General features: G+C 58.8%; 28 protein-coding genes. 25 read left to right on the forward strand and 3 right to left on the reverse strand.

The window, feature by feature from the left end:
• The first annotated feature begins 32 nt into the window (after positions 1-32).
• The 13 genes from ACGYLC_RS09210 (at position 33) to ACGYLC_RS09270 (ending at position 15,017) form a co-directional block, all read left to right on the forward strand.
• A complete protein-coding gene (locus tag ACGYLC_RS09210) occupies positions 33-1,325 on the forward strand; it encodes a hypothetical protein (RefSeq protein WP_394422727.1) in 1,293 nt (430 codons plus the stop codon).
• Positions 1,326-3,326, forward strand: coding sequence for a hypothetical protein (locus tag ACGYLC_RS09215; protein WP_394422728.1), 2,001 nt, complete (start codon positions 1,326-1,328; stop codon positions 3,324-3,326).
• A complete protein-coding gene (locus tag ACGYLC_RS09220) occupies positions 3,326-3,670 on the forward strand; it encodes a hypothetical protein (RefSeq protein WP_394422729.1) in 345 nt (114 codons plus the stop codon). Before ACGYLC_RS09215 ends, ACGYLC_RS09220 begins: the two co-directional genes overlap by 1 nt.
• 23 nt (positions 3,671-3,693) lie before the next feature.
• Entirely contained in the window at positions 3,694-4,755 is a 1,062-nt protein-coding gene (locus tag ACGYLC_RS09225) for a hypothetical protein (RefSeq protein WP_394422730.1), read from the forward strand.
• A gap of 17 nt (positions 4,756-4,772) precedes the next feature.
• Positions 4,773-5,783, forward strand: coding sequence for a phage major capsid protein (locus ACGYLC_RS09230; RefSeq protein ID WP_394422731.1), 1,011 nt, complete (start codon positions 4,773-4,775; stop codon positions 5,781-5,783).
• Between the two features lie 13 nt (positions 5,784-5,796).
• The gene (locus ACGYLC_RS09235) at positions 5,797-6,093 is read left to right on the forward strand and encodes a hypothetical protein (RefSeq protein WP_394422732.1); all 297 of its coding nucleotides are present in this window, start codon (positions 5,797-5,799) and stop codon (positions 6,091-6,093) included.
• Positions 6,094-6,156: 63 nt separating this feature from the next.
• Complete coding sequence (locus ACGYLC_RS09240) at positions 6,157-6,813, forward strand: hypothetical protein (protein WP_394422733.1); 657 nt, start codon at positions 6,157-6,159, stop codon at positions 6,811-6,813.
• Positions 6,814-7,506 (forward strand): hypothetical protein, encoded by a 693-nt coding sequence (locus ACGYLC_RS09245; RefSeq protein ID WP_394422734.1) that lies wholly within the window; start codon positions 6,814-6,816, stop codon positions 7,504-7,506.
• Positions 7,503-9,344: a hypothetical protein gene (locus ACGYLC_RS09250; protein ID WP_394422735.1), complete on the forward strand. Its 1,842-nt coding sequence runs from the start codon at positions 7,503-7,505 to the stop codon at positions 9,342-9,344. Before ACGYLC_RS09245 ends, ACGYLC_RS09250 begins: the two co-directional genes overlap by 4 nt.
• A complete protein-coding gene (locus ACGYLC_RS09255) occupies positions 9,341-9,760 on the forward strand; it encodes a hypothetical protein (protein ID WP_394422736.1) in 420 nt (139 codons plus the stop codon). The genes ACGYLC_RS09250 and ACGYLC_RS09255 overlap by 4 nt, the downstream gene beginning before the upstream one ends.
• Positions 9,761-9,763: 3 nt before the next feature.
• Positions 9,764-11,209, forward strand: a complete 1,446-nt coding sequence (locus tag ACGYLC_RS09260) for a tail fiber domain-containing protein (protein WP_394422737.1) — start codon at positions 9,764-9,766, stop codon at positions 11,207-11,209.
• Positions 11,209-13,038: a glycoside hydrolase family 73 protein gene (locus ACGYLC_RS09265; protein WP_394422738.1), complete on the forward strand. Its 1,830-nt coding sequence runs from the start codon at positions 11,209-11,211 to the stop codon at positions 13,036-13,038. Before ACGYLC_RS09260 ends, ACGYLC_RS09265 begins: the two co-directional genes overlap by 1 nt.
• Positions 13,038-15,017 (forward strand): hypothetical protein, encoded by a 1,980-nt coding sequence (locus ACGYLC_RS09270; protein WP_394422864.1) that lies wholly within the window; start codon positions 13,038-13,040, stop codon positions 15,015-15,017. The genes ACGYLC_RS09265 and ACGYLC_RS09270 overlap by 1 nt, the downstream gene beginning before the upstream one ends.
• On the opposite strand, the gene ACGYLC_RS09275 is transcribed toward ACGYLC_RS09270, so the two are convergent.
• Together ACGYLC_RS09275 and ACGYLC_RS09280 are read right to left on the reverse strand one after the other, a co-directional pair.
• Positions 15,006-15,206 (reverse strand): hypothetical protein, encoded by a 201-nt coding sequence (locus tag ACGYLC_RS09275; RefSeq protein WP_394422739.1) that lies wholly within the window; start codon positions 15,204-15,206, stop codon positions 15,006-15,008. The two genes, ACGYLC_RS09270 and ACGYLC_RS09275, sit on opposite strands and share 12 nt — an antisense overlap.
• A 9-nt stretch (positions 15,207-15,215) precedes the next feature.
• Entirely contained in the window at positions 15,216-15,491 is a 276-nt protein-coding gene (locus ACGYLC_RS09280; RefSeq protein ID WP_394422740.1) for a hypothetical protein, read from the reverse strand.
• Positions 15,492-15,582: 91 nt separating this feature from the next.
• On the opposite strand from ACGYLC_RS09280, the gene ACGYLC_RS09285 reads away from it, so the two are divergent.
• The 12 genes from ACGYLC_RS09285 (at position 15,583) to ACGYLC_RS09340 (ending at position 22,045) form a co-directional block, all read left to right on the forward strand.
• The gene (locus ACGYLC_RS09285) at positions 15,583-16,212 is read left to right on the forward strand and encodes a hypothetical protein (protein ID WP_394422741.1); all 630 of its coding nucleotides are present in this window, start codon (positions 15,583-15,585) and stop codon (positions 16,210-16,212) included.
• An 8-nt stretch (positions 16,213-16,220) separates the two neighbouring features.
• The gene (locus tag ACGYLC_RS09290) at positions 16,221-16,919 is read left to right on the forward strand and encodes a hypothetical protein (protein WP_394422742.1); all 699 of its coding nucleotides are present in this window, start codon (positions 16,221-16,223) and stop codon (positions 16,917-16,919) included.
• 11 nt (positions 16,920-16,930) lie between these two features.
• On the forward strand, positions 16,931-17,443 hold the full coding sequence (locus ACGYLC_RS09295) for a hypothetical protein (RefSeq protein ID WP_394422743.1): 513 nt from the start codon (positions 16,931-16,933) through the stop codon (positions 17,441-17,443).
• On the forward strand, positions 17,444-17,791 hold the full coding sequence (locus ACGYLC_RS09300) for a DUF1353 domain-containing protein (protein WP_394422744.1): 348 nt from the start codon (positions 17,444-17,446) through the stop codon (positions 17,789-17,791). It abuts the gene before it with no gap.
• Between the two features lie 920 nt (positions 17,792-18,711).
• Positions 18,712-19,317, forward strand: a complete 606-nt coding sequence (locus ACGYLC_RS09305) for a glycoside hydrolase family 108 protein (RefSeq protein ID WP_394422745.1) — start codon at positions 18,712-18,714, stop codon at positions 19,315-19,317.
• Positions 19,314-19,511 (forward strand): hypothetical protein, encoded by a 198-nt coding sequence (locus tag ACGYLC_RS09310; RefSeq protein WP_394422746.1) that lies wholly within the window; start codon positions 19,314-19,316, stop codon positions 19,509-19,511. Before ACGYLC_RS09305 ends, ACGYLC_RS09310 begins: the two co-directional genes overlap by 4 nt.
• On the forward strand, positions 19,511-19,867 hold the full coding sequence (locus ACGYLC_RS09315) for a hypothetical protein (RefSeq protein WP_394422747.1): 357 nt from the start codon (positions 19,511-19,513) through the stop codon (positions 19,865-19,867). Before ACGYLC_RS09310 ends, ACGYLC_RS09315 begins: the two co-directional genes overlap by 1 nt.
• A complete protein-coding gene (locus ACGYLC_RS09320) occupies positions 19,867-20,076 on the forward strand; it encodes a hypothetical protein (RefSeq protein WP_394422748.1) in 210 nt (69 codons plus the stop codon). The genes ACGYLC_RS09315 and ACGYLC_RS09320 overlap by 1 nt, the downstream gene beginning before the upstream one ends.
• Position 20,077: 1 nt before the next feature.
• Positions 20,078-20,239, forward strand: a complete 162-nt coding sequence (locus tag ACGYLC_RS09325) for a hypothetical protein (protein ID WP_394422749.1) — start codon at positions 20,078-20,080, stop codon at positions 20,237-20,239.
• Complete coding sequence (locus tag ACGYLC_RS09330) at positions 20,226-20,618, forward strand: hypothetical protein (protein ID WP_394422750.1); 393 nt, start codon at positions 20,226-20,228, stop codon at positions 20,616-20,618. The genes ACGYLC_RS09325 and ACGYLC_RS09330 overlap by 14 nt, the downstream gene beginning before the upstream one ends.
• Positions 20,619-20,641: 23 nt before the next feature.
• On the forward strand, positions 20,642-20,896 hold the full coding sequence (locus ACGYLC_RS09335; RefSeq protein ID WP_394422751.1) for a hypothetical protein: 255 nt from the start codon (positions 20,642-20,644) through the stop codon (positions 20,894-20,896).
• Positions 20,897-22,045 (forward strand): hypothetical protein, encoded by a 1,149-nt coding sequence (locus ACGYLC_RS09340; RefSeq protein ID WP_394422752.1) that lies wholly within the window; start codon positions 20,897-20,899, stop codon positions 22,043-22,045.
• Here the strand turns inward: ACGYLC_RS09340 and ACGYLC_RS09345 are convergent.
• Positions 22,026-22,595, reverse strand: a complete 570-nt coding sequence (locus ACGYLC_RS09345) for an HNH endonuclease (protein ID WP_394422753.1) — start codon at positions 22,593-22,595, stop codon at positions 22,026-22,028. The two genes, ACGYLC_RS09340 and ACGYLC_RS09345, sit on opposite strands and share 20 nt — an antisense overlap.
• Between the last annotated feature and the right edge of the window lie 19 nt (positions 22,596-22,614).

Genomic DNA, 22,614 nt, shown 5'->3' on the forward strand with positions numbered 1-22,614 from the left:
GCGCCCTAGTCGAGCGGACACACGACAGGCTAATGGCTATCTGGCACCGCCGCGCGGGTAAGGACGAGATTGTTCTAAACGCCATCTCTGATCTGTCGGATAGGGAGATCGGCACGTACTGGCATTGCTTCCCTGAGTACAAGCAGGCCCGCAAGGCCATCTGGAACGGCATCAACGCGAAGACGGGCAAGCGCCGCATCTTTGACCACTTCCACCCTAGCGAAATCGTTAGGATGCAAGATGATGATATGTTCATTGAAAAAGCCAACGGCAGCACGTTCCAACTGCTAGGCTCTGACAGGTACGATGCAACGGTAGGCTCTGGCCCTCGCGGCATTGCCTACTCGGAGTGGGCGTTGAGTAACCCTAGCGCATGGGCTTACCACTCGCCCATGATCCGCGAGACAGGCGGTTGGGCTGCTTTCATCACAACCCCGCGCGGCAATAACCACGCCAAGACAATGTTTGACCGGGCGCAGACTAACCCGCGCTGGTTCTCTCAGCTTCTGTCTATCGAAGAGACAGGCGCGCTATCAGAGGAAGACCTGAAAGAAGCCCTGCGCGAGTATCAAGACCTTCACGGCTTGGAGCTTGGGCTGGCGTTCTTTGAGCAAGAGTACAAGTGCAGCTTTTCCGGCGCGATGGTGGGTGCCTACTTCGGCGCTGAAATGTCGCGTGTTGAGCGGCAAGGTCGGTTTATGCCGATCCCGATTGATCGCAGCCAGCCGGTTCACACGGTTTGGGACTTGGGCAAGGCTATCAATAACCCGATATGGTGCTTTCAGGTGCTTAACGGGCGTCCGCTCATCGTGGACTTCTATGTCCCTGAGACTGACGACTTGGAAGATTGGTGCGATTGGCTAGACGATAAGGGCTACCACGGCACCGACTATGTACCGCACGACGCGGCGAATACTGAGTGGGGAACATCAAAGACCCGCATTGAGCGCCTGATTGCCCTCAAGCGTAAGCCTGAGCGTATTGCTAAGGTGAGCGTAGCCGATGGCCTGCAAGCGGGCCGAACGGCTATCAATCAGGCGATATTCCACCGCTCCGACGACGAGCGGGGCGAACGTGTCGCTTATGGCGTGGAAGGGCTGAAAAGCTACCGCCGTGAATGGGACGACGACAAGAAGACCTTTCGTGAGAACCCCGTCAAGGATTGGGCCGAGCATATCGGCTCCGCATGGCGCTACATGGGCCTTTCGTGGCGCTTGCCGCCAGAGGCACCACGCACCCCGCCAGTACAGGACGCGAAGCCCGGTCAGGTGTTTATCCCCGGCATTCCAGAGCCAACCAACGGCGCAAAGCGAACGAGGCTGTAAATGAACGAAGAACAGCAAGACGACGCGCCTTTGGGTGCTTCGCAGCCATGGCTAGAGGCCATCACAGACGCAGAGAAGGCGTTCGCCACATGGCAGGACAAGTGCGACAGCATTGATAAGCTGTATGCCAACCTGAGCAACTTGGCCGAGGCTAAGGGCGACCGTGAGTTTCAAATCTTCTGGGCGAATATGGAAATCCTGCGCCCGTCTATCTATCAGCGCGCGCCCCAACCGGTTGTCATGCCACGGCATAGCGATACGGGCGAGGTTCCCCGCAAGGCGTCTGAGATGCTTGAGCGGGCGCTTGAGTTTGATGTTGAATCCGACGACCTGCACGACACGCTGGTACAGGTGCGGGATGATCTAGCGCTAAGCGCTCGCGGTGTTTCGTGGGTGCTAGACGATGCCCACGCCATGCACGTTGACCGCCGGGACTTTGTGCACGAGCCGGGCCGCAAGTGGGCAGAGGTGGGCTGGGTAGCCCGTCGCGCCTATCTGACGCTGGATGAGGGAACGCAGCGCTTCGGTGAGGTGTTTCTCAGCGCAGAGCGGCAAGAGGTTGGCGGCAAGCGTGAGGACGAATACCAGTCCACCGACCGCAAGGCGCAGGTCTGGGAAATCTGGTCTAAGACTGAAAACAAGGTGATCTGGGTCACGGCTGGCGTTGACACGGTGCTTGATGAGCAGCCCCCGCTGTTCGACGTGAAGGGCTTCTTTCCATGCCCCAAGCCAGCCTATGCCACCATTGAGCGCGGCACCCTAAAGCCCGTCCCTGATATGGTCTACTACCGCGACCAGATGGACGAAATTAACGAACTGACGGCGCGTATCAGCGACCTGTCGGAATCGCTACGCCTCAAAGGGTTCTACGCGGCTGGTACGTCTGAGGTAGGTGAAGCCATCGAAGCGGCCATGCGTCAAACCGATAACAAGGCGCTGCTGATCCCCATTAGCAACTTCGGCGCGCTCGGCGGGAATGCCCTAAAGGACAGCATCATCTGGTTGCCCGTCAAAGAGGTGGCCGAGGTTATTGCCTCCTGTATTGAACTGCGCCGCCAGTTGATTGAGGACGTTTACGAAATCACCGGCCTATCCGACATTATGCGCGGGGTGACTGAGGCCACAGAGACGCTAGGCGCGCAAAACCTCAAGGCGCAGTTTGGTTCTATCCGGGTTCGTGAAAAGCAGAATGAGATGGTGCGGGTTGCGCTAGACCTTCTGCGCATCAAGGCCGAGGTGATGGCCGAGACGTTCCCGATTGAGTTGCTTGTGCAAATGTCGGGGATGCAATTGCCCGCCATGCAGCAGGTGCAAGAGGCACAGCAGCAGGGGCAGCAAGTTCCACCTAACACGGTGACGCTTGAGCAGGTTGAGCAGCTTCTACGCAATGACCGCCTGCGCCCGTTCGCAATGGAAATTGAGACAGACTCGACCATTGCGCCAAATGAGCAGGCCGAAAAGCAGCAGCGCATTGAGTTCCTGCGGGCCGTGGGTGAGTTCATCAATCAAGTTGGGCCAGTGGTTCAGCAGATGCCGCAGGCCGCGCCGTTTATGGGCGAGCTTATGCGGTTCGGCATGGGTGCATTCCGGGCGGGCCGTGACCTTGGCGGCGAGATTGACCAGTTCGTTGACCTGATGAAGCAGCAGGCAGGCCAGCAGGGGCAGGAAAAGCCGGACCCCGAAGCCATGAAGGCTCAGGCCGATATGCAGCGCTTCCAAGCGGAGATGCAGATCAAGCAACAGGAACTAGCGCTCAAGCAGCAGGAGTTGCAGGGCAAGCAGCAAGAGGCGCAAGTCGCCGCACAGGTTCGCCAGTATGACGCGCAGGTCAACGCCGCTGTTAAGCAGCACGAACTGGCCCTCAAAGCGCAGGAACTTGGCATCAAGCAAGATGAGACGGAGTTAAAGCGTCAGCAGGCGGAAATCCAAGCCCTGCTCGACGTGGAAGAACTCAAGCTAGAGCAAACCCAACAACGCCCGGTAGCTTTGGGAGACGACTAATGCCCACTTGGCTAGGACACCCGGTATCGCAGGCCGAATACAACCGCCTGCGCAACCATTACGAAGAGCAAGCATTCCAACGCAGGCCCACGCAAGGCACCCTGTGCTGTCCAATGATTATCAGCGACACGCAACGCCCGCTCCAAAGCATGGCAGACGGCAAGATTTACGACAGCAAGTCGCAGATGCGGAGACACTACAAAGAAGCCGGTGTTGTGGAAGTTGGGAACGATGTTCCGACCAAGCGCGCCACGCCCAGCCGTGATGAGCGGGAGCGGGCGAAAAAGGCGCGTAAGGCCAGCGTAGGCCGCGCGCTATCACGGGCAGGCTTCGGCGCTGCCTAGCACATCCCTCAGAAGGATATCCAATGTCAGAAGAACTAATGGAAGCACCCGCCCCGGCGGAACAATCCCCTGTTGCTGAACCCCAAGAGACGCAGGAGGCCCCCACTAATGAGCCTGAGCAGCCCCGCCGCAGCCGCCGTGAGGCACTGGAACAGGCTTTCAAGGACGTGGGCGGCGAGGAAGATCAGACGGAGCCGGACGCGCAGGTAGCAGAGCCGAAAGAGGCCAAGCCCGCAGATGGCGCGCAACCGCGCGGCCCTGACGGTAAGTTTGCCCCCAAAGAGGGCGCAGAGACGCCGAAAGAGCCAGCCAAGGCCGAAGCCCCTACGGATTCGCCTAAAGGCCATGAGGAGCCGCCCACGCGCTTCTCTGCCGATGCTAAGACCGCATGGAAGGAAGCCCCTGAGTCTGTCCGCGCCGAAGCCCACCGGGCAATCCGCGAAATGGAACAGGGCATCGAGACATATCGCCAGCGCGTTGAGCCGCTTGAGCCGTTCTATAAGATGGCAGAGCAGCACAACGTCAGCCTGCCGGACGTTCTGGGCCGCTACGTCAACACGGAAAACACTCTGCGCCAAGACCCCGTGCGCGGCTTCACCGAGATTGCCCGCAATATGGGGCTTTCTCCCCAGCAAGTGGGGCAGATGCTGCTAGGCCAGCAGCCCGGACAAGCAGACCCGCGTGATAGTGAGGTGATGCAGCTTCGCCAAGAGGTGCAGCGGCTTTCCCAAGGCTACGGCCAAGTCACGCAGACGATGGAACAGCAGCGGGAGCAGACCGTCACCCGCCAGATTGAAGAATTTGCCTCTGCAAACCCACGGTTTGAGGAACTGTCAGACAGCATTGCCGAGATGCTCCAGACAGGCTTCGCCAAGGATTTGCAGGACGCATACGACAAAGCCGACCGGCTTAACCCGGCACCGGCCCCGCAGCCCGACATGGCTGCACCGGAGGGAATGGCTCAAACCCGCACCCCTCGCTCTGTGACAGGCGCACCAAGTCCCGGCTCAAACCCGGCGAACCGACAGCCGTCAAAAACCCGAAGTGAAGCCCTACAGCGCGCCATGCAGCGCGCAGGCTTCTAACCTGATGGAGATGCCAAATGGCTCTTAATACCAACGAGCGCTTGCAAGAAGCGCTGTCGCTGGCCATCGAGGACCGTTCGTCGGGCTACCAAGACTTGGTTAGCAACGCGAACGCCCTTCTGGCTGTAATGAAACAAAAAGGCATGTGGAAGCCGTTCGAGGGTCCGACGATCCGCGAGCGCCTGCTCTACAATGAGTCCGGGACTTACACCCGCTATTCGGGCTATCAGTTCCTGAACCCCAAGCCTGCCGAACTGATCAACGACGCCGAGTTTACGCCGAAAATGGCGGCGGTGTCTGTTGTGCTGTCGATGGAGGATATTCTCCAGAACAGCGGTTCCACTGCGCAGCTCATGAATATCATGGAAACGCACTTGGAAGCGGCTGAGCAGGAACTTGAGGACCGCTTTACCGAAGACCTCCACAGCGACGGTACAGCCGACGCAGGGCGTCAAATCGGTGGCCTCCAGCTTGCCATTCCGACCAACGCCGCAACCGGCACCTACGGCGGCATTAGCCGGGCGAACAACGCCATCTGGCGCACGTCCTCCTATGACGCGTCGTCTACTTCGTGGGATCAAACCACGGAGACAGCGGTCAACAAGGACAGCGTTAAGGCGATGTTCAACCAGATCGTGATTGAGCGTTCCCGTGGTAAAACCGGCCCTGACCTGATCCTTGCGTCTCAGGACCACTACGGCGCGTATCAGGCTGCAACCGAGTCCATCCAGCGGATCACCGATGGCGGCAAGGTTGCCAAGCTGGGGTTCCCGGCGCTCAAGTTCTACGGCGCGGGCAAGTCGATGGAAATCGTGTTGGAAGGTGGCATCGGTTCCGCCATGCCGTCCGGCACCACGTATTTCATCAATACGGACCATATCTGCTTCCGTTACCACAAGGACCGCAACTTCTCGAAGTTCGGCGGCAAGCAGACCCCCGTCAACCAAGACGCGGTTGTGCAGCACATCGGTTTCTACGGCGAACTGACGCTCAAGAACCCGCTGCATATGGCGAAACTCGTAGATTAAGGAGGGCTGAACAATGGCCAACATCTCAGGCAACGTCATCGGCGTTGACTTCACCGATGTCTACACCGCCGCAGAGGCGGCGTCTGGCATCAAGCCGCGTCCTTTCAAAACGGGTCAAACCGTTCTGGGGGACGATGGCGGCACCTATCAGTACGTCAAGGCTAACGCGACTATCGCTTCCGGCAACACGGCTGCGGCTATCACGCTTTCGAGCGGTGAATACGTCGCGGCTGCGTCCGGCGGGTCCGCTGCCAACGCTTCCGGCGTGGCACTGGCGTCTGGCGATTACGCTTGGTTCAAAATCGGCTGAACCTAACGGGCGGGGCTGTTGTGGCCCCGCTTCCCCCTGCATATCCCTCAGAAGGACACCCCCATGGATAATCCAGACCTCGCACTTGGCGTTGAGTTTTTCACCTCCGCCGTTGAGAACCCCCGCAAGACCAAAGAAGCGGGCCGACCGATTTTTGAAGACCGTGAATGCGTCCGCATTCGCTTCCCCGCTGACAATAAGCGCGAACTCGTAGCCCCGGCTGGCGAGATGCACTACGTCAGCCACGCGAAAACGCAAATGACATACGCTGACCGCTTCCCGGCTGCTTATGACGCGTTCAAGAAGAATGAGGCACAGTTCGTTGAAGGCACCCCGCTTTCCGAAATGCCCAGCCTGACCGAAGCCAAGCGCGCCGAACTGCGCTCGCAGAACGTCCAAACGGTTGAGCAACTGGCAAACCTTCCAGACGCCACCATGAAACGCATGGGAATGGGGTCACGCGCGCTTGTAGAGGCCGCACAGGACTATCTTGAGCGGGCCACGGGTCTCGGTGAGGTCGCGGCGCTTAAAGCCCGCATTGCTGAACTGGAATCCAGCCAAGTGCCGGAGACTGACAGCTTCGATGAGTTTGCCGACCTAGACGACGAAGACCTGCGCAACATGCTGACCGATGCAGGCGTGAAGGCAACAAAGGGCTGGGAGCGTAAGCGGCTCGTTAGCGAAGCCCGCGCCCTCGCCAAGAAGAAAGAGGCCGCATAAATGACCCGCACGGCGCTTCAAATTGCAAAGGATGCGGCGGTTAAGCTGGGCATTGATCAGCCGTCCGTCCTGTTCACCTCGACCGATCGAACTGAGGTGGAGTTGCGCCGTGCGCTCATTGAGGCTTGCGACAAGATTACGGAAGCTCACGATTGGCAGTCTCTGCTAACGAGTGCTAACCAAAGCGGCGACGGGGTGAAAACTGAATACCCGTTGCCCGATGATTACCTGCGGATGCCAAAGAGCGCGCAAATCTGGTCAACCAAGTGGGAAGCCCCACTGCAACGGATTGACCCCGAAGATTGGCTGAACTTCGATATCCGAGAATATGAACTGGTCTACGGCTGCTGGACTATTTACGGCGATAACGTGGTGCATAAGCCCGCGCTTGCCGCAGATGAGGACGCCCGTTTCTGGTACATATCGCGCAACGTGGTCAGCAATGGCACGAACCGCAAAGAAGTATTCACAGCCGACGACGACACGTTCCGGCTAGATGATCGGTGCCTTGAACTGATGCTCGTGGCGCAGTGGCGCAAGTTTAAGTCGCTGGACTACGCAGAAGAGATGATGGACGCGGAGATTGCCCTTGCACGGGCGATTGAGCGGGACAAGGGCGCGCGGATGCTTGTGCAGTCCAGCCGCCGCAATATGCGCGCGCAAACCGCCTATCCTTGGAAGATCACCCCATGAGAAAGCGTCAGGCAAAGAGCATCACGCTACCGGCCCCGATTGCGGGCTTGGTGGAGAACCAGCCAACAGCGGCAAAAGACCCGCTTGGCGCTGAGTGGATAGAGAACTTTTTGCCAACTGCGCGCGGCTTGCGGATGCGCGGCGGGGCGCAGCAATACGCCTATGTCGCCAGCCCGATCAAGACGCTATTTGACTACGTTGACGGCAATGATAGCCGCATGTTCGCGGCGACCGAAACTGCAATCTTCGACGTATCCAACACGATCAGCAGCGCGTCGTCTCCTAACAGCGATGCGCTTGTCTGGGGTTCGGGCCGCTGGGGTCAAAAAGATTGGGGGCGGCTGGAATCGCCTATCGCTTCGGGGTTTACCTCTGGCGATTGGTCTTCGCAGCAGGTTGGCGTGACCGGCGGTGACTTCCTGATTATGGTTAACGGCCAAGACGTGGGGCATATTTTCGACGGTACAGCCTTCACCCCGTGGACGGATGAAGCAATCAACCGGCTAGACTTTGAACTCATGACCTCGGCGTTTGCCGTAGGGGAGACAATCACCGGCGACGATTCCGGGGCGACGGCTGAAATCATCGGATACGCGCAAACGGCTGGTGCAGCGGGTTCGCTCTATCTCGGTGCTATCACCGGCACCTTTACGGATGGCGAGCGGTTCACTTCCGCAGGCGGCGCGGCTTATGTCGATGGCGCGGCGGTGGTGGAGAATAGCATCACGGTTTCAGGCGTTGACACCTCTGCGCTGTCTGACGTGTGGCTCTATCGCAACCGTTTGTTTGCTGTCGAAAAGGACAGCCTGCGCGTTTGGTATCTCCCGGCGGGTTCGGTTGGCGGTACGGCGCTGGACTTTAGCCTTGCGGGCATCTTTCGGCGCGGTGGCAAGCTGCTGATGGGCGGCACGTGGTCACTTGATAGCGGTGATGGGTTTGACGACAAATGCCTGTTTATCAGCGATCTGGGCGAGGTGGCCGTTTATAGCGGGACTGACCCCTCAGACGTAGGGACGTGGGGCTTAGAAGGGCGCTATGACATTGGCGAGCCTCTGGGCAAACGCGCGACCATGCAGGCCGGTGGTGACCTGCTCATTGCGACCAAAGACGGGATCGTCCCGATCAGCGCGGCGATTCAGCAGGATCGCGCGGCGCTATCGCTCTCTGCCGTAACCCGCACGATCCGCGACACATGGAAAGACGAAGTTGACCGCACGATGGGCAACGTGGAGTTGCACAAGTGGACCGATGGCAACCTGCTGGTCACGGTATTCCCCGAAGCTGACCGGATGTTGACCGCCAACCTCCAGACCGGGGCATGGGCGGTACAGACGGGGTGGCACGGGAATTGCGCCAGCACGTTCAATGACGATGTTTTCGTGGGGCGTAACAACGGCTTTGTAATGAAGCTGGATAGCGGCGGCACAGATGAGGGCAACCCCTTCACAGCGCGCCTCTGCTACGCCTTCACGGACCTTGGCGACCTGACGGGCTACAAGGTCGCAACCATGGCGCGCGGGGCTTACTTCGCGGACGGCAACTATGACGCCAAATATAGCGTTGCCACAGACTACAACGTGCGCTTTCCGGTGGCTCCGAATGTGGCACCGCTAAACCCTGATGAGATGGTCTGGGGCATCAGCAAGTGGGCGGAAAAGGCTTGGGCGCGGCGGGTTGAAGATCCACGCACGGGCAAGGTTGATCGCTGGCACAGTGTGGCCGGGGCAGGGCATTCCATCGCGCCCGTTGTGCAAATCACCAGCGGCGGGGCGGACAAGATGCCCGTTGAACTGGTTGCGATTGATCTAATGATCGAGGCCGGGGGCCGGGCTGCGTGAAGCTGGCTTGGGGTGCGGAGGATATCGCCGTTCCTGCTGCAATGAAGCTGCTGGGGTTTGATCGCGATTTTGGAAACTGCGTGACGGCAACGGTGCTGACGGAAAACGATGCCCTTGCGGCTATTATCGTCTTTCACAATTACTGCCCGGATGCTGCGGTAATCGAGATATCGGCGGCGGCTGTGACCCCACGTTGGGCGCAGCGTAGCGTTCTGCGTGAGGCGTTTGGCTATGCCTTCGCCAATTGTCAGATGGTTGTTTCGCGCACCTCTGCGGAAAACGCCACAGTGCGAAAGCTGTGGAAAGCCTTCGGGGCTGATGAAGTGGTCATTCCGCGCCTGCGAGGGCGTGACGAGGCCGAATGTATTATAACTTTGACGGACGATGCGTGGGCCGCGTCCAAGTTTGCGAGGTAAGCAATGGGTAAGTCTAAAGCGCCAGCACCCCCTGATCCAAAAGAGACGGCGGGCGCACAAACGGCTAACAACATCGGCACAGCCATTGCCAACGCGCACTTGGGGAACGTCAACCAGACAACCCCGCTTGGCTCGCTGTCCTATGACCAGACCGGCTCCTATCAATACACCGACCCAAACAACGGGAACGTGTACGATATCCCCACATTCACGGCCAACACGTCGCTGACTGAGGACGGACAGCGGATTCAGGACGCCAACACAGGCGCGTCTATCAATATGGCCGAATTGGCGCGGGATCAGTCGGGCCGCATTGGTCAGCTTCTCTCAAGCCCTATGGACACCAGCGGACTGCCTGCGCGCGGCTCTGCGTCCAACATCAACACGAAAGAGCGCGCGTTCCTTGGTCCTATGGCTCAGGCCACAACGAGCATTGCTGACGCGGGGAACATCCAGCGCGGGTTTGCAGACGCGGGCGATATTACCAAATCCTACGGAACGGACTTCTCCGAGGATCGCCAGCGGGTAGAAGATGCGCTGATGTCGCGCCTCAACCCGTCGCTAGAGCGCGATCAAGAGGCGCTGCGCACGTCTTTGATTAACCAAGGGGTGCGGGAAGGCTCAACCGCCTATGACCGCGCTATGAGCCGCTTTGGCGAGCAATCCAACGATGCGAGAATGCAAGCAATCTTGGCCGGTGGCGAGGAACAATCGCGCATGGTTGGGATGGAGGCGGATCGGGCGCAGTTCCAAAACGCGGCACAGGGCCAAAACTACAACCAGCTTCTGGGCCGTGGGCAATTCGGCAACGCGGCGCAGAGCCAACAGTTCGGCCAGAACGCAACGGAATCTCAGTTCTACAACCAAGGCACGAACCAGAACAACCAGGCCGAGATGGCGCGTGTTGGATTTAACAACGATGTTATCGGCCAGAACTTCGCAGAGCAGATGGCTCTTGAGGGCCGCAAGGATGCGGACCGGTCCGGCGCTTTCCAAGAGATGATGGCAATGCGCAACCAGCCGATTAACGAAATCGGCGCGCTTCTCGGCACAGGTCAGGTGCAGCAGCCTAACTTCGTCAACACGTCCATGCCGTCTATTCCGACTGTAGACCGCGCGGGGCTAGAGATGGATAACTACAATCAGCGCCTGAATATTTGGCAGCAGCAGCAAGCGCAGAGCCAAAGCCTCATGGGCGGCTTGCTTGGCCTTGGCGGCAACCTTGGGTCTGCAATGATTATGGGTTCAGACCGTCGCCTCAAGCGCGATATTGAACCCATAGGCACCTACGGGCGCTTGCCGGTCTACCGGTACAAGTACAACGACAGTGATGCGGTGCGCGTCGGCTTCATGGCTGACGAAGTTATGGCGGTTGATCCTTCGGCCATTGTCTTCATGGACGGGGGCATGATGGCGGTTGACTACGGCAAAGCGATGGAGGCGGCGTAATGTCCTATATTTTCGGCGGCAATACCGGCGTCACCCCTGAACAGCTAAAGCAGCGCCGGGCGATTGCTCAAGCTATGATGAAGCGCGGCGGCACCCCGCAGAGCGTCGGAGAGGGGCTAGACTATGCCTCTGGCAAAATTGCGGGGGCGTTGATCGCAAAACGTGCAGGAAAGGATGAGAAGGCGGGGCAGGATGCGGCTTCGTCTATCTTTGACAGCGTGTTCGCAAGTACAGAGCCAACCTTTAGCACGTCCTCCGGCGGTGTTGGGGCGGTGGCGAATGCTGTTCTCAAGCGTACAGCGGCTTCTAAGTCTGACACTGGTAAGGCATCGGCCCCCACTGGCGGCAAGGCTGAGTTTATCCAAGCGATGATGCCCCACGCGATGCGGGTGTCTGAGCAAACCGGGCTGGACCCGCGCCTTGTAATTGCACAATCAGCGCAGGAAACCGGATGGGGCAAACATGCGCCGGGGAACAATTATTTCGGCATCAAGTCGCACGGCAAGTCTGGCGGCAATACGATGGCGACGAATGAGGTTGTTAACGGCAAGACTGTCCGCATCAATGACAGCTTTCGCGGCTATGAGGATATGGGCGACAGCGTGGACGGATATGCGTCGTTCTTGCAGGAAAACCCGCGTTACCGTGGGATGCTCTCAGCGCCTGACCTTGATTCACAAGTGGCTGAATTGGGCAAATCCGGCTATGCGACTGACCCAAACTATGCGCGCAGCGTTGCCAGCATTGCGAAGTCCATACAGTTGCCGGGAGGTGGCGCGCAGGCTATGCAAGCCCAAGCACAGCCGGGCATCGCTGAACTGCCTTCTGAATACCAGTATAGCGGGCCTTCTGTGTCGGAAATCCAGCGTGTACTTGCGCAGCCGTTCCTTAGTGATGAACAGCGGGCTATTGCTGCGCAGGCTCTTGAGCGGGCGCAGGCGGCAACTGACCCACAGCAGCAGCTTAAAATGCGACTTGCCTACGATGAGGCGATCCGCAAGCGTGAGGGCGGCGGCGCGTCCGATCTGCCGACCGCTGTGCAGGAATTGCAATGGCGCGCAGAGCAAGGGGGGCTGGAACCCGGCACTCCTGAATATGAGGCGTTCGTCGTCAACGGCGGCGGCGATCCAGCAACTTACCGCGCTCTTAAAATGCAAGCCATCGACGCGGGATATGAACCCGGTTCGCCTCAATATGCTGAGTTCATGGCGACACGCGGCGCAGGCTTGCAGGCGGGGGCTAAGACAACAGCAACCAATATGGCAAATATTGAGACAGGCGGCGATGCTGAGCGAGTCAAGGCGGCGGGCGCTGCGCAAGGTAAGTCTGACGTTGAAAGCAGTTCCGAACTTGCCGAAATGGAACGCAACCTACCGGGCTTGATGGAGGTCGCAGGGCAGCTTGATAAGTTGGCTGACGAAGCGACCTACACTTGGGCGGGCCAAGCCTACAATGAAGGGCGCAAGCAGTTGGGCCTTAGCCCGACCGAAGGAGCCAAAGCGCGGACTGAGTATATCGCGGTCGTGGATAACCAAGTGCTGCCGCTTCTGCGCCAGACATTCGGCGCGGCGTTCACCGCGAAAGAAGGCGACACCCTGCGCGCAACCTTGGGCGATCCTGATAAGTCGCCGTCTGAAAAGAAAGCCGTTCTCAACGCCTTCATCGAGCAAAAGAAACGCGACGTAACGGCGCGCGGCGGTCAGGTGCCAAGCTCGGCAGGCGCGGGCGGTTTTGAGGCGTTTTCGGCTGATCCAAGTGCACAGCGCGCGGCTGAGCGGTACGGCGTCACGCTGGAAGAAATGTGGGCAATCAAGCAGGGGAATAAGTGATGGAAGAATTTGAAGCCCTCGCCCTTGCCGCAGCCGCCCGCAAGCGCAAGGCCCAAGACCTCGGCCTGCCGGATAACCCCGGCGGTGTATCCGCCAACCCCGCAGCCGTTGCCGAGTTCCAAGGCAAAGCCACATCCGCTTTTGACGGCGCAATGCAGGGCGGGACATTTGGCTTTGGTGACGAAATGGCGGGCGTCCGTTCGGCTATTTTTGGCAGCACGGTTGATGATCAAGGCAACATGGCGCGGGACATGTCCGGCACCATGGGAGAACGCTACACCTCGGAACGTGATCGTGTACGCGCTCAGAACGAGGCTTCGCAGTCTGCAAACCCGCTGCAATACGGGGCGGGGGAGATTGCGGGCGGGTCTGTACCTGCGCTTACTGGCGCGTCACTCGCCACGGGGAACGGCCTACTGAACACAGCCGTACGAAGTGGGATTCTAGGCGCATTGGGCGGCGGCGCACAGGGTGCAGGACATGCGGATGGTCGCGACCTCGCCCCAAGCATTGGTAAAGGTGCAGCGATGGGCGGTATTGCGGGCGTTGCGGCCCCTATTGTCGTCAAAGGTGGCGCAGCAGTTAAAAACGCTGTGAAAGACCCCATGACAGGCGTTATCGACACAATGACCGGGAACGCCAACCAAGGCAAAGCGAACCGCGTAATCGCCGAGATGCTCCGCGCCAGTAAGAAGAACCCTGATGAGGTAGGCGAAGCAGTGATGCGCGCGGCTCAAGAGGGCCAGTCGCAATACCGGATGATGGACGCTGTGGGCGTTCCCGGTCAACGGCAGGCTTCCGGCTTGGCACGAGCGGGCGGCGATAGCGGTGCAGAGATTGCTGAGTTCCTGAGAAAACGGCAGGCAGGGCAGGGCGAGCGCGTAGCTGAGTTTGTAGACGAAGGTTTTGGCCTTAACGGCACTACGGCAGCTAAAGAGGCTGGCAGGCTCACAGAGGCCCGTAGCGCGTCTGCAAATAGCGCTTATGATGCGGCGCGGGGGAATGCTGCCCCTGTGGATGTGCGCGGCGCTCTTGGCGTGATTGATAGCCGTATCGGGGGGATGCAGGGTAGCAATGTGGCAGGCGATGCCATTGACGGAAAGTTAGCGGGCTACCGTAAGCGGCTTGCGGCTGATCCTGCGCCTGATGGCGAGACTGCGCGCGAGTTGAGCGACTTCGACCGTGTTCTAGGCGTCAAGCAATCTATTCAGGATGATATCGGCGCTGCCGTGCGAGCGGGGCGCAACAACGAAGCCCGCGAACTCGGAAAGCTGGCAAGTGAACTGGATGGCGCACTTGAGGCATCATCCGACATGTACCGGGCGGCAAATGACGGGTTCCGCGATGCAAGTCGCGTGATTGATGCTGTAGACCAAGGCGCTGATATGGCGCGTCCGGCGCGGCGTTCTTCGGACACCGTATCGCAGTTCGGCTCAATGACGCCGCCACAACAGCAGGCGGCACGGGTGGGGTATGGCGACAGCCTCCTATCCAAAATTGAGGCGAACACAGCGCCCACAGCGAACAAGGCGAAGATCCTTCAAAGCCCCAAGCGTGATGCGGAGGCTCAAGCCATGGCGGTTGATCCTAGCCTGTACGGGCGACGGATTGGGCGCGAGAACGACATGTGGGAGGTGCAAAACCGGGCGCTTGGTGGCTCTCGCACCGCTGACAATCTGCAAGATATTGGTGGCACTAGCGAGGCGGCAAGCGGGTTGATGGGGGCGGGTAGATCGGCCCTTAACTTCCAGTTTGGTGACGCTGTTGCGAAAGTTGGCGGGGTTCTTGGACCGGCTGCTAAGGGGCAAAATGATGCGACACGGCAGCTAATTGCTCGCGCACTTATGTCGGATGATCCAGTAAAGGCGTTAGAGCCTGCATTGCGGCAGGACATGAGTTCTCAAAGCAAGCGTCGGTTGATAGAGGCGCTGCTACGTCAGCCAATGCGTGAAGGTGGAGAGGCTGCTTTAGGCCAGTAACGACACGCCCCAACCGGCAAGGCCAAGGGGGGCTAGCAAACAGGCATAAACCCAAAGAGGCAAGGCGTCGTCTTTCACGCCCTGTTTCTGTAGTTTACTGCATTTCATCGCAGCCATGAAGAAAGCGAATGATGCGACATTTGCGAGAATGACTGCCGCGACAACCTGCAAAAAATAATAGAAGTCCAAATCGGCCCCCTAGTAGCAGGTCGTGCGAACGTATGAGCCATAAGCAGGCACATGCGATGTGCAGGACATGGAGCGATTAGCGTTCATCGATTGATTAAAGCTGTCGCCGCTGTCCGCTATTGCGGCGGCTAAAGCGGCTTTTCGGCTCTGCGTTTCCTTCATCACGCAGACGGCGAATTGCTCACTGCCCGGCGTAAATCCATACCCTTCGCAGGATTCAGTTGCTTTCGCGGCAATCTGTTCTGCGCAAGCGGCAAGCAGCGGAAGCGCTGCAATCAATATCAATCTAACCATGCCCACCAATATGGCGACCGTTCCCCAACGGCGCAAGAGGGCTGTTTAACAACGGAGAACTGCCATGCCAAGATCATCGGGCGTGTATAGCCTTCCCGCTGGCTACTTAGCCACAGACGGGCAGGTTGCCAGCGCCAGCCAACACAACGAGCCGCTGGAGGACATCAAGAATGACCTCAACGACGCGCGGCCTATAACTGCGGGCGGTACGGGCGCGACCAGCGCAGCCGATGCGCGGGCTAATCTGCTATCTGATTCAGTCAATGCGCTCATCCCGTTAACCCCTGCGGCGGATCGGTTGGCCTATTATACGGCGGACGATGAGGCGGCGCTTACCCCCCTGACGGCTTTCGCGCGAGGGCTGTTGGATGATGCAGACGCGGCAACCATGCGCGGGACTGTCGGCGCAGCGGATCGCGTATGGCAGGTCAAAACAGGCGCATATACTGCTATCGCAGGCGACCGGATCATTGCGGACACTAGCGCGGGCGCTTTTACCGTGACGCTCCCCGCATCCCCTAATGCCGGAGATGATGTGTGGTTTTCCGACGCCGGCCTAAACTGGTTCACGAATAACAATCTAACCGTAGATGGCAATGGCAGCGATATCGACGGTGCCGCCACCTTCGCAGCAGATGCTGACGGCGGGTACTTCACAGCAATCTTTGACGGCACGGAATGGCAAGTCCGTCTCACAGGAGGGTCTGCATAATGGGCAGCTTGAGCGACTACATCAGCGCAGGTAGCGTTGCGGATTATCAGGAGTTCTTAACATCCGGCACATGGACGAAGCCGGAAGGCGTTAGTTTTGTTTATGTTGAAGCTGTTGGAGGCGGCGGCGGCGGCGGCAACCATCCGGGGGCATCTTCCAAAGCGGGCGGGTCCGGCGGTGAAGGGGTGTCCCGATTATTCTTGGCTGCGGATGTGTCTTCGAGCGAAAGCATTGTTATTGGCGCGGGCGGATTAGGCACAGCCAATGGGGCGGAATCAACCGCATCTGATGGCGGCAGCACCTCAATGGGGTCATTGATTACCGCGTCTGGTGGGTATGGCGGAAACCAAATCACACCCACACCAGCAGGTGCGGTAAAGAAAGGCATCTCCAAAAGTGCCTTCGACATGCTGGCAGTTTACTTCCCGCATTCAGGATATGGTGGAGCAGGGGACGCGGTAGAAGACGTAAGGCGTGGAGGGGCGACAACTTACGGAGGCGGCGGCGGTGGGGGTGCTAATTCTAGTTATTCGTCTGACACTCCGGGTGGGGTGTCTAAATTCGCAGGGAATGGCGGTTCTGGCTCTTATACTTCCGGTGTTAAAGGGGGCGATGGACAAACCCCCGGCGGTGGCGGTGGTGGGTCAATCAATAACGGCGGCGGCGGCGATGGTGCGCCCGGACGTGTCCGGGTCTGGTCTTGGTAAAGGAGGCAGCTATGAAATACGCAATCATTGAAAATGGCAAAGTCGCCAATGTCGCATTAGCTGATGAACCCCTCGCTGGCAACTGGGTCGCAAGCGAAGTTGCACAAATCGGCTGGCTCTATGACGGTGAAACCTTCACGCGTCCGCCTGCTCCTGCGGCAACTGACGCGGACGTAAACGCCGAGCGCACCAGACGCCTAGAGGTAGGTAGTGCGTTCACAGTTGCCGGGGTTGCAGACCCGATCCCGCTACAAGGTCGTGAGTTTGACCGCACGGTATATCTGGCGCTACTAACGAGGGCGCAGGGTTACAAAGCGGCGGGGGTCACTGACCCGGTGCTGAACATCCGCGCCGCTGACGATGTGACGCACAACTTGACGCCGGATCAGATGATTAGCCTTGTTACGCAGTCGATGAACTGGTTTGAGGCTGTCATGGCGGTTAGCTGGGCGATGAAAGACGGCACGGGCGACTTCCCCGAAGGCATCCCGGCTGACTATGCCGACGATACGCATTGGCCCTAAATGAGCGCCTACACTGCCGCCCGCTACCCGTGGGCGCGGCACGGCGCGGGGTACATCACCACCGCGCCGATAGCTTGGGAGGTGGGGCGCAAGGGGTCTGACCTGTGGCTTACCGTCCCCACAAGTTTCCCCTTCGACGTATCAATCCCACGGCTGCTGCGGTGGGTGTTCAACCCCCACGATACGCGGTTCCTCAAAGCGGCGGCGCTGCATGACTACGCGCTTGCCGATGGCTGGGACCGCGTAAGTGCTGCGGCTGCATTCTGCGATGCCCTAAAGGCCGATGACGTGGGCAAGGCACAGCGCTTAGCAATGACATTGGCGGTGATCCTATGGCGGTTTTCCTGACCCTCTGCGAGCGGGTGTCTTCGCGCATCTGCCGCTTGCTGACAGGCCAGCCCATGACGCTCTGCGCTTATGCGTGGTGGCGGAAGGACAAGCGGGCTTGGCGTCGGATTGGCCGCGTTCTCGACTGGCTATTCGCGTGGGCTGAGCCGCAACACACGCGCCGAAGCTATGAGCGGCGCTTTCCTAAATAACAGGTGACATATGAAGCAGAACGCTGACCATGCGATCCGCCGTATTCTCAAGCATGAGGGCGGGTTACTCCCCCGCCAACTCCGCCGCCGCATCGACAGGGTCCATCCCCTTGACCTTAACCCGGTAGTGTAAGCGCTTGTAAGGGACACCTGTCATAGCCGCAAAGTCCTTCAATATCATCGGCCCGGAATCTGTCTTAACCCAAACGTTGTCCGTTCTGTTTCTTGCTTGCGTTGATGCATTTGCCCACTGGCAGTTGCCGGGCTCATAGTTCCCATTCACATCAATACGATCCAAGGTCATGCGCGGCGGGCATTCCCCCATGTATGACAGGAACGCTTCGAAACTATCGCGCCAAAGAGCGCACATCGAAATACCGCGAGCCCCGTAATTCTTGAATTTGGGGTCGTTTGGGTCATGGCATCTGGCTTTTGCGTGTTGCCATGACTTCCACTCTCTTGACGACTTGCGCCCCCTTCTGTGGCCGTGGGTTGTGGATCGTTCTGCCGTAACCTCGCGTCGAAGGCACCCGCAGCTTCGGGTGTACCCAATCTTTACGCGCTCTATAGGCGCTTCCTTCTCCGCTCCACAGTCGCACTTGAACAACCACAGTGTGCGGCGCCCCGTGCTGGGCAATCGCTTTACTGCGATTAATCGCCCGTATCGGTTTCCAGTCTCATCAATAAGTCTCATGCAAAACCCCTGTTTGTCGCAAGGAGAAATCTAACATGGCATCGAATCGGGCGGAAGTGTCTATTGCGCGAATTTTGCGCCACGAAGGCGGGTTCGTAAATCACCCCAAGGACCCCGGAAAAGCCACGAATAAGGGCATCACAATCGCCACATATCGCCGCTATATCAAAGCTAGTGGCACAGTTGCCGACCTCAAGGCGCTGACCACTGAGCAGGCTGTGAAGGTGTACCGCTACCAATACTGGAACGCGGTGCGCGGTGATGATCTGCCTGCGGGGCTAGACTATGCCGTGGCTGACTTCGCTGTGAATAGCGGGCCATCACGGGCAATCAAGTACCTGCAAAACGTGCTAAGCGTCAAAGCCGATGGCGTCATGGGTCCGGTGACAATTGCCGCCGCTCAGAAGGCGCGGCCCATCATTGCGATTAACCTGCTTTGCGATGATCGGCTAGCCTTTCTCAAGCGCCTGCGGACGTGGGGAACATTCGGCAGGGGGTGGCAGCGCCGCGTTGACGAGGTGCGGCGCGATGCTGTGGCTGATGCCTCCGCTGCCCCGGTTGAAAGCACGCCCGCCAAGCCCGCTCAGCAACACTGGCTGTCCGCGCTGATCGCCGCAATCCTCGGAGTATTCCGCAAATGAAACTTGTCTCAGATGCCCGTAATTGGTGGCGGTGGAACTCAACCCACGTTGCCGCCATCATCGCCGTGGCCCCGGTCGCATGGGCGCAGATGCCGCCTGAGTTGAAAGCGCAGGTGCCGGAATGGGCCATGCCGTATATCGCGGGCTTCATGTTCCTTGCGTTCCTTGTGGCGCGGTTACGGGATCAAAGGTGATGTGGTTCCTCAAGTGGCTGACGGGCGGGGTTCTCGACCGCGCCATGTCGTCGGTTGACCGCTACATCGCCGCGCAGACAGACCGCGATGCCATTAAAGCCGAGATCATCAAAACCCACATGCAGACGCGGGCCGATTGGCTGCGGGCAGGGGGCTTCTGGACGCTGTTGCTGTTCGCGGTGCCTACGGCCCTGCATTACATCGCAGTGGTGCTCTACAGCCTCTTGTGGTGCGCCGGGTGCGCTTTCCCCCAGACGTGGACTATCGCGGCTCTACCGGGTGCTATGGCTGAGTGGCAGGGCTATATCATCCTCGCCAGCATAGGTGGGCTTGCACTGCTAGGGGTGCGGCGCTGATGGACGGGCTTATCTCAGAATTAGCGCAGTTCGGCCCCTTCGGCATTCTGCTGGGCCTGTCGATCCTCGCCAACGTGGCGCAGTACCGACAAAACCAATCTATGCACAAGGAAAACCGCGAAAACGATAGAGCAACACTCAAGCAAGTTTTCGACGCAATGGCACTGTTACGGACCGCGACCGAGTTGCTCCAAAAGGGGGGGCGATGAGATGCGAGTCCGAGAATGGTTCAAGACCCGCGCAGAGCGTGAGCAAGACGAAACGCGCGACAATCTCAAGGCTGTACGGAAAGCCATGCAGGAGGAAATGATCGCCCTGCAAAACGCCCTCTCACACTCTATTGAAAAGGGGCAATCCAATGCTGCCGATTAACGTATTTTCCGCCTCTCTCGTGGCCGCTGGCTTCTTTCTGGTGCTGCGGGCCTTCTTCCCCATGTTCCGCAGCCATATCGGCCCGTTTGGGCGGTACCTGATGCGCGGGGCGATGGGGGTTGCTGTCGTGTCCCTCGCGCGTTCGGGCTATTGGGATTTTCTGCAATACCTGCTGGGCGACGGATGGCCGGAGGTCCGCGCGTATCTCGGCGGGCAGGCTGCCTCTGCGGCATTCAACCTCGCCATGCTGTTTCCTATCTCCGACTTCCTCAAAGCCCGCTGGCATCTCATTCCTGAGAACGAGCGGCATCAATGGCACTGGTGGGCGTCTTGGGCGCATCCAAACACCCGGTGCATCCTCTATCGCGGCAAGCGATAACCTCCTCTCAAAAGGAAACTGCCATGCACTGGTTTGTACTGGTGGCGTTATTCACAACGCCAGCGGACCTGTCTCCGCACGTTATCGACGGCTATGAGCCGCGAACCTTCGCCACCCTAGCCGAGTGCGAAAAGACCCGCGCAGGCATGACCAAGTTTCTCAATGAGAGGGTGACTGACCCCCGCATGAAATACAACGTGTTCTGTGTCCGCGTATCGGTGGACGGGTATCTTGAAGGCGTTGCCAACCTGCGCCGCATGACGGGTGAGGCTTCCTGAGTGCCTACGCCGCCCCTCACAGACGCGCAATGCCTTGAAGCGATCCAAGCCAAGGCAGAGCATCACAACAGCAACATGCAGGCAGCAGCAGCGCTTGGCGTGAATATCAACACATTCCGGCATCGCGTGATGATCGGAAAGGCGAGGGGGTTGGACCTCTCCAAAGGCGTCCGCAACGCCATCCAGAACGCAGCTATTACCCCCGGCGAGGCGCAGGGTGGGTGGATCGTCAATGTGGACCCTGAGACGGGTTCGCGCATATCCACCCGGTGGAAGATGCCAGAGCAAGACGCGCAGAGCCTCATAGCGGGGCTACAGGATGCCTTTGCGGGTGTTCCAGCGGCTACCCCTGCCAATCCCCCCGCAAACGTCATGGAAGACCTATGTTCGCTCTATCCGCTCATGGACGTGCATTTTGGTATGCAGGCATGGGGCAGGGAGACAGGCGAAACCAATTACGACATGAAGACGGCGGCGGGCGATATGTCCTACGCCTTCGACAAGCTGGACGCGCTAACCCCCCCCAGCAAGCAAGCGGTGCTTGTCATAGGTGGCGATTTTTTTCATGCAGATGATAACCGCGCCGAAACCCCGCAGAGCAAGCACAAGCTGGACGTGGACGGGCGGCACTGGAAGGTGCTGAATGATGGGGTGGCGTTGCTTGCCAAGGTCATTGACCGCCTAAGCGAAAAACACTCTGACGTGCTGGTGCGGGTGCTGCGCGGCAACCACGACGAACACGCGCACCTTGTCCTGACCTTCGCCCTTGCGGAGCGGTATCGGGATTGCAACCGCGTGACCGTTGAGAAAGAGCCGCGCGACCTATTCATGATGCAATGGGGCAAGTGTCTGATTGCGGGCCACCATGGCGACAAGGCAAAACCGGATCGGCTGGCGATGTATCTTAGCGACGTTTGCCCGTTCTGGTCCGACACACGGCATCGCTACCTGTATACGGGGCATGTCCACCACGACGCGTCAAAGGATATTGGGCCTCTGAAATGGGAGAGCCTTAGAGCATTTTGCCCGCCCGATAGTTACGCCGCCTCTATGGGGTACGGTGGACGAAGAGCCATCCAATCCATTACTTTCCACAAGGTTGATGGGGTAGTCCTGCGCGCGATTGATCCTATTGATCGGGGAAGTTGAGTCGGGAAAATTCACCATGAAACTTCCTGGCCGCTCTGTCGTATGCAGCCGCCGCGTCCTCTTCATTCTCGAAAACACCTAGATAAGTTGAACGATTATAGACGGAAATACTTGCCTTCCATTTCTTGGCAGCCTTGTGCCAACAAACGCCAAGATACTTTGACCGGCCTACGGTGCGTCGGTTGCACCCGTTCTGTCGCTTAGTAGCCAACCGAAGATTATCAATCGCATTGTTGGCGGGGTTCATGTCCACGTGGTCTATTATCCCATCAGGCCAAGACCCGTAATAAATGGCCCAAGCCACCCTATGCGCTAGAAGCCCTTTCCCTCGAATATTGCCGCGCTTATGCCCGCTGGCATTGGCGCAGGTAAAAGCCTCTTTGCCCGCATACTTGGCGTTCCAATTCTTCTGGGTATGGTCAGCCTTGCGACCGGTCGTATCCCCGAAGTGGGCAGCCCCTAGCGTTCGCCAGAAAAGCTTTCCGGTTTCCGGCTCATATCGCAGAAGCTGTCGCAGGATTGTCGGGCAGGGTGGCTTTTTCTGGGTCATGGGCCTCTCCGATTGAGCG

This window comes from Sulfitobacter sp. 1A12157, from assembly GCF_043557345.1.
GTDB lineage: Bacteria > Pseudomonadota > Alphaproteobacteria > Rhodobacterales > Rhodobacteraceae > Sulfitobacter.

Excerpts from the sequence above, each read along its gene's own strand:
- ACGYLC_RS09305 (WP_394422745.1), top strand. The coding sequence starts at position 18,712 with ATGGCATCGAATCGGGCGGAAGTGTCTATTGCGCGAATTTTGCGCCAC.
- ACGYLC_RS09250 (WP_394422735.1), top strand. The coding sequence starts at position 7,503 with ATGAGAAAGCGTCAGGCAAAGAGCATCACGCTACCGGCCCCGATTGCG.
- ACGYLC_RS09235 (WP_394422732.1), top strand. The coding sequence starts at position 5,797 with ATGGCCAACATCTCAGGCAACGTCATCGGCGTTGACTTCACCGATGTC.
- ACGYLC_RS09330 (WP_394422750.1), top strand. The coding sequence starts at position 20,226 with ATGCTGCCGATTAACGTATTTTCCGCCTCTCTCGTGGCCGCTGGCTTC.
- ACGYLC_RS09230 (WP_394422731.1), top strand. The coding sequence starts at position 4,773 with ATGGCTCTTAATACCAACGAGCGCTTGCAAGAAGCGCTGTCGCTGGCC.
- ACGYLC_RS09300 (WP_394422744.1), top strand. The coding sequence starts at position 17,444 with ATGAGCGCCTACACTGCCGCCCGCTACCCGTGGGCGCGGCACGGCGCG.
- ACGYLC_RS09315 (WP_394422747.1), top strand. The coding sequence starts at position 19,511 with ATGTGGTTCCTCAAGTGGCTGACGGGCGGGGTTCTCGACCGCGCCATG.
- ACGYLC_RS09320 (WP_394422748.1), top strand. The coding sequence starts at position 19,867 with ATGGACGGGCTTATCTCAGAATTAGCGCAGTTCGGCCCCTTCGGCATT.
- ACGYLC_RS09325 (WP_394422749.1), top strand. The coding sequence starts at position 20,078 with ATGCGAGTCCGAGAATGGTTCAAGACCCGCGCAGAGCGTGAGCAAGAC.
- ACGYLC_RS09295 (WP_394422743.1), top strand. The coding sequence starts at position 16,931 with ATGAAATACGCAATCATTGAAAATGGCAAAGTCGCCAATGTCGCATTA.
- ACGYLC_RS09225 (WP_394422730.1), top strand. The coding sequence starts at position 3,694 with ATGTCAGAAGAACTAATGGAAGCACCCGCCCCGGCGGAACAATCCCCT.
- ACGYLC_RS09345 (WP_394422753.1), bottom strand. The coding sequence starts at position 22,595 with ATGACCCAGAAAAAGCCACCCTGCCCGACAATCCTGCGACAGCTTCTG.
- ACGYLC_RS09245 (WP_394422734.1), top strand. The coding sequence starts at position 6,814 with ATGACCCGCACGGCGCTTCAAATTGCAAAGGATGCGGCGGTTAAGCTG.
- ACGYLC_RS09240 (WP_394422733.1), top strand. The coding sequence starts at position 6,157 with ATGGATAATCCAGACCTCGCACTTGGCGTTGAGTTTTTCACCTCCGCC.
- ACGYLC_RS09260 (WP_394422737.1), top strand. The coding sequence starts at position 9,764 with ATGGGTAAGTCTAAAGCGCCAGCACCCCCTGATCCAAAAGAGACGGCG.
- ACGYLC_RS09220 (WP_394422729.1), top strand. The coding sequence starts at position 3,326 with ATGCCCACTTGGCTAGGACACCCGGTATCGCAGGCCGAATACAACCGC.
- ACGYLC_RS09270 (WP_394422864.1), top strand. The coding sequence starts at position 13,038 with ATGGAAGAATTTGAAGCCCTCGCCCTTGCCGCAGCCGCCCGCAAGCGC.
- ACGYLC_RS09210 (WP_394422727.1), top strand. The coding sequence starts at position 33 with ATGGCTATCTGGCACCGCCGCGCGGGTAAGGACGAGATTGTTCTAAAC.
- ACGYLC_RS09335 (WP_394422751.1), top strand. The coding sequence starts at position 20,642 with ATGCACTGGTTTGTACTGGTGGCGTTATTCACAACGCCAGCGGACCTG.
- ACGYLC_RS09310 (WP_394422746.1), top strand. The coding sequence starts at position 19,314 with ATGAAACTTGTCTCAGATGCCCGTAATTGGTGGCGGTGGAACTCAACC.
- ACGYLC_RS09265 (WP_394422738.1), top strand. The coding sequence starts at position 11,209 with ATGTCCTATATTTTCGGCGGCAATACCGGCGTCACCCCTGAACAGCTA.
- ACGYLC_RS09215 (WP_394422728.1), top strand. The coding sequence starts at position 1,326 with ATGAACGAAGAACAGCAAGACGACGCGCCTTTGGGTGCTTCGCAGCCA.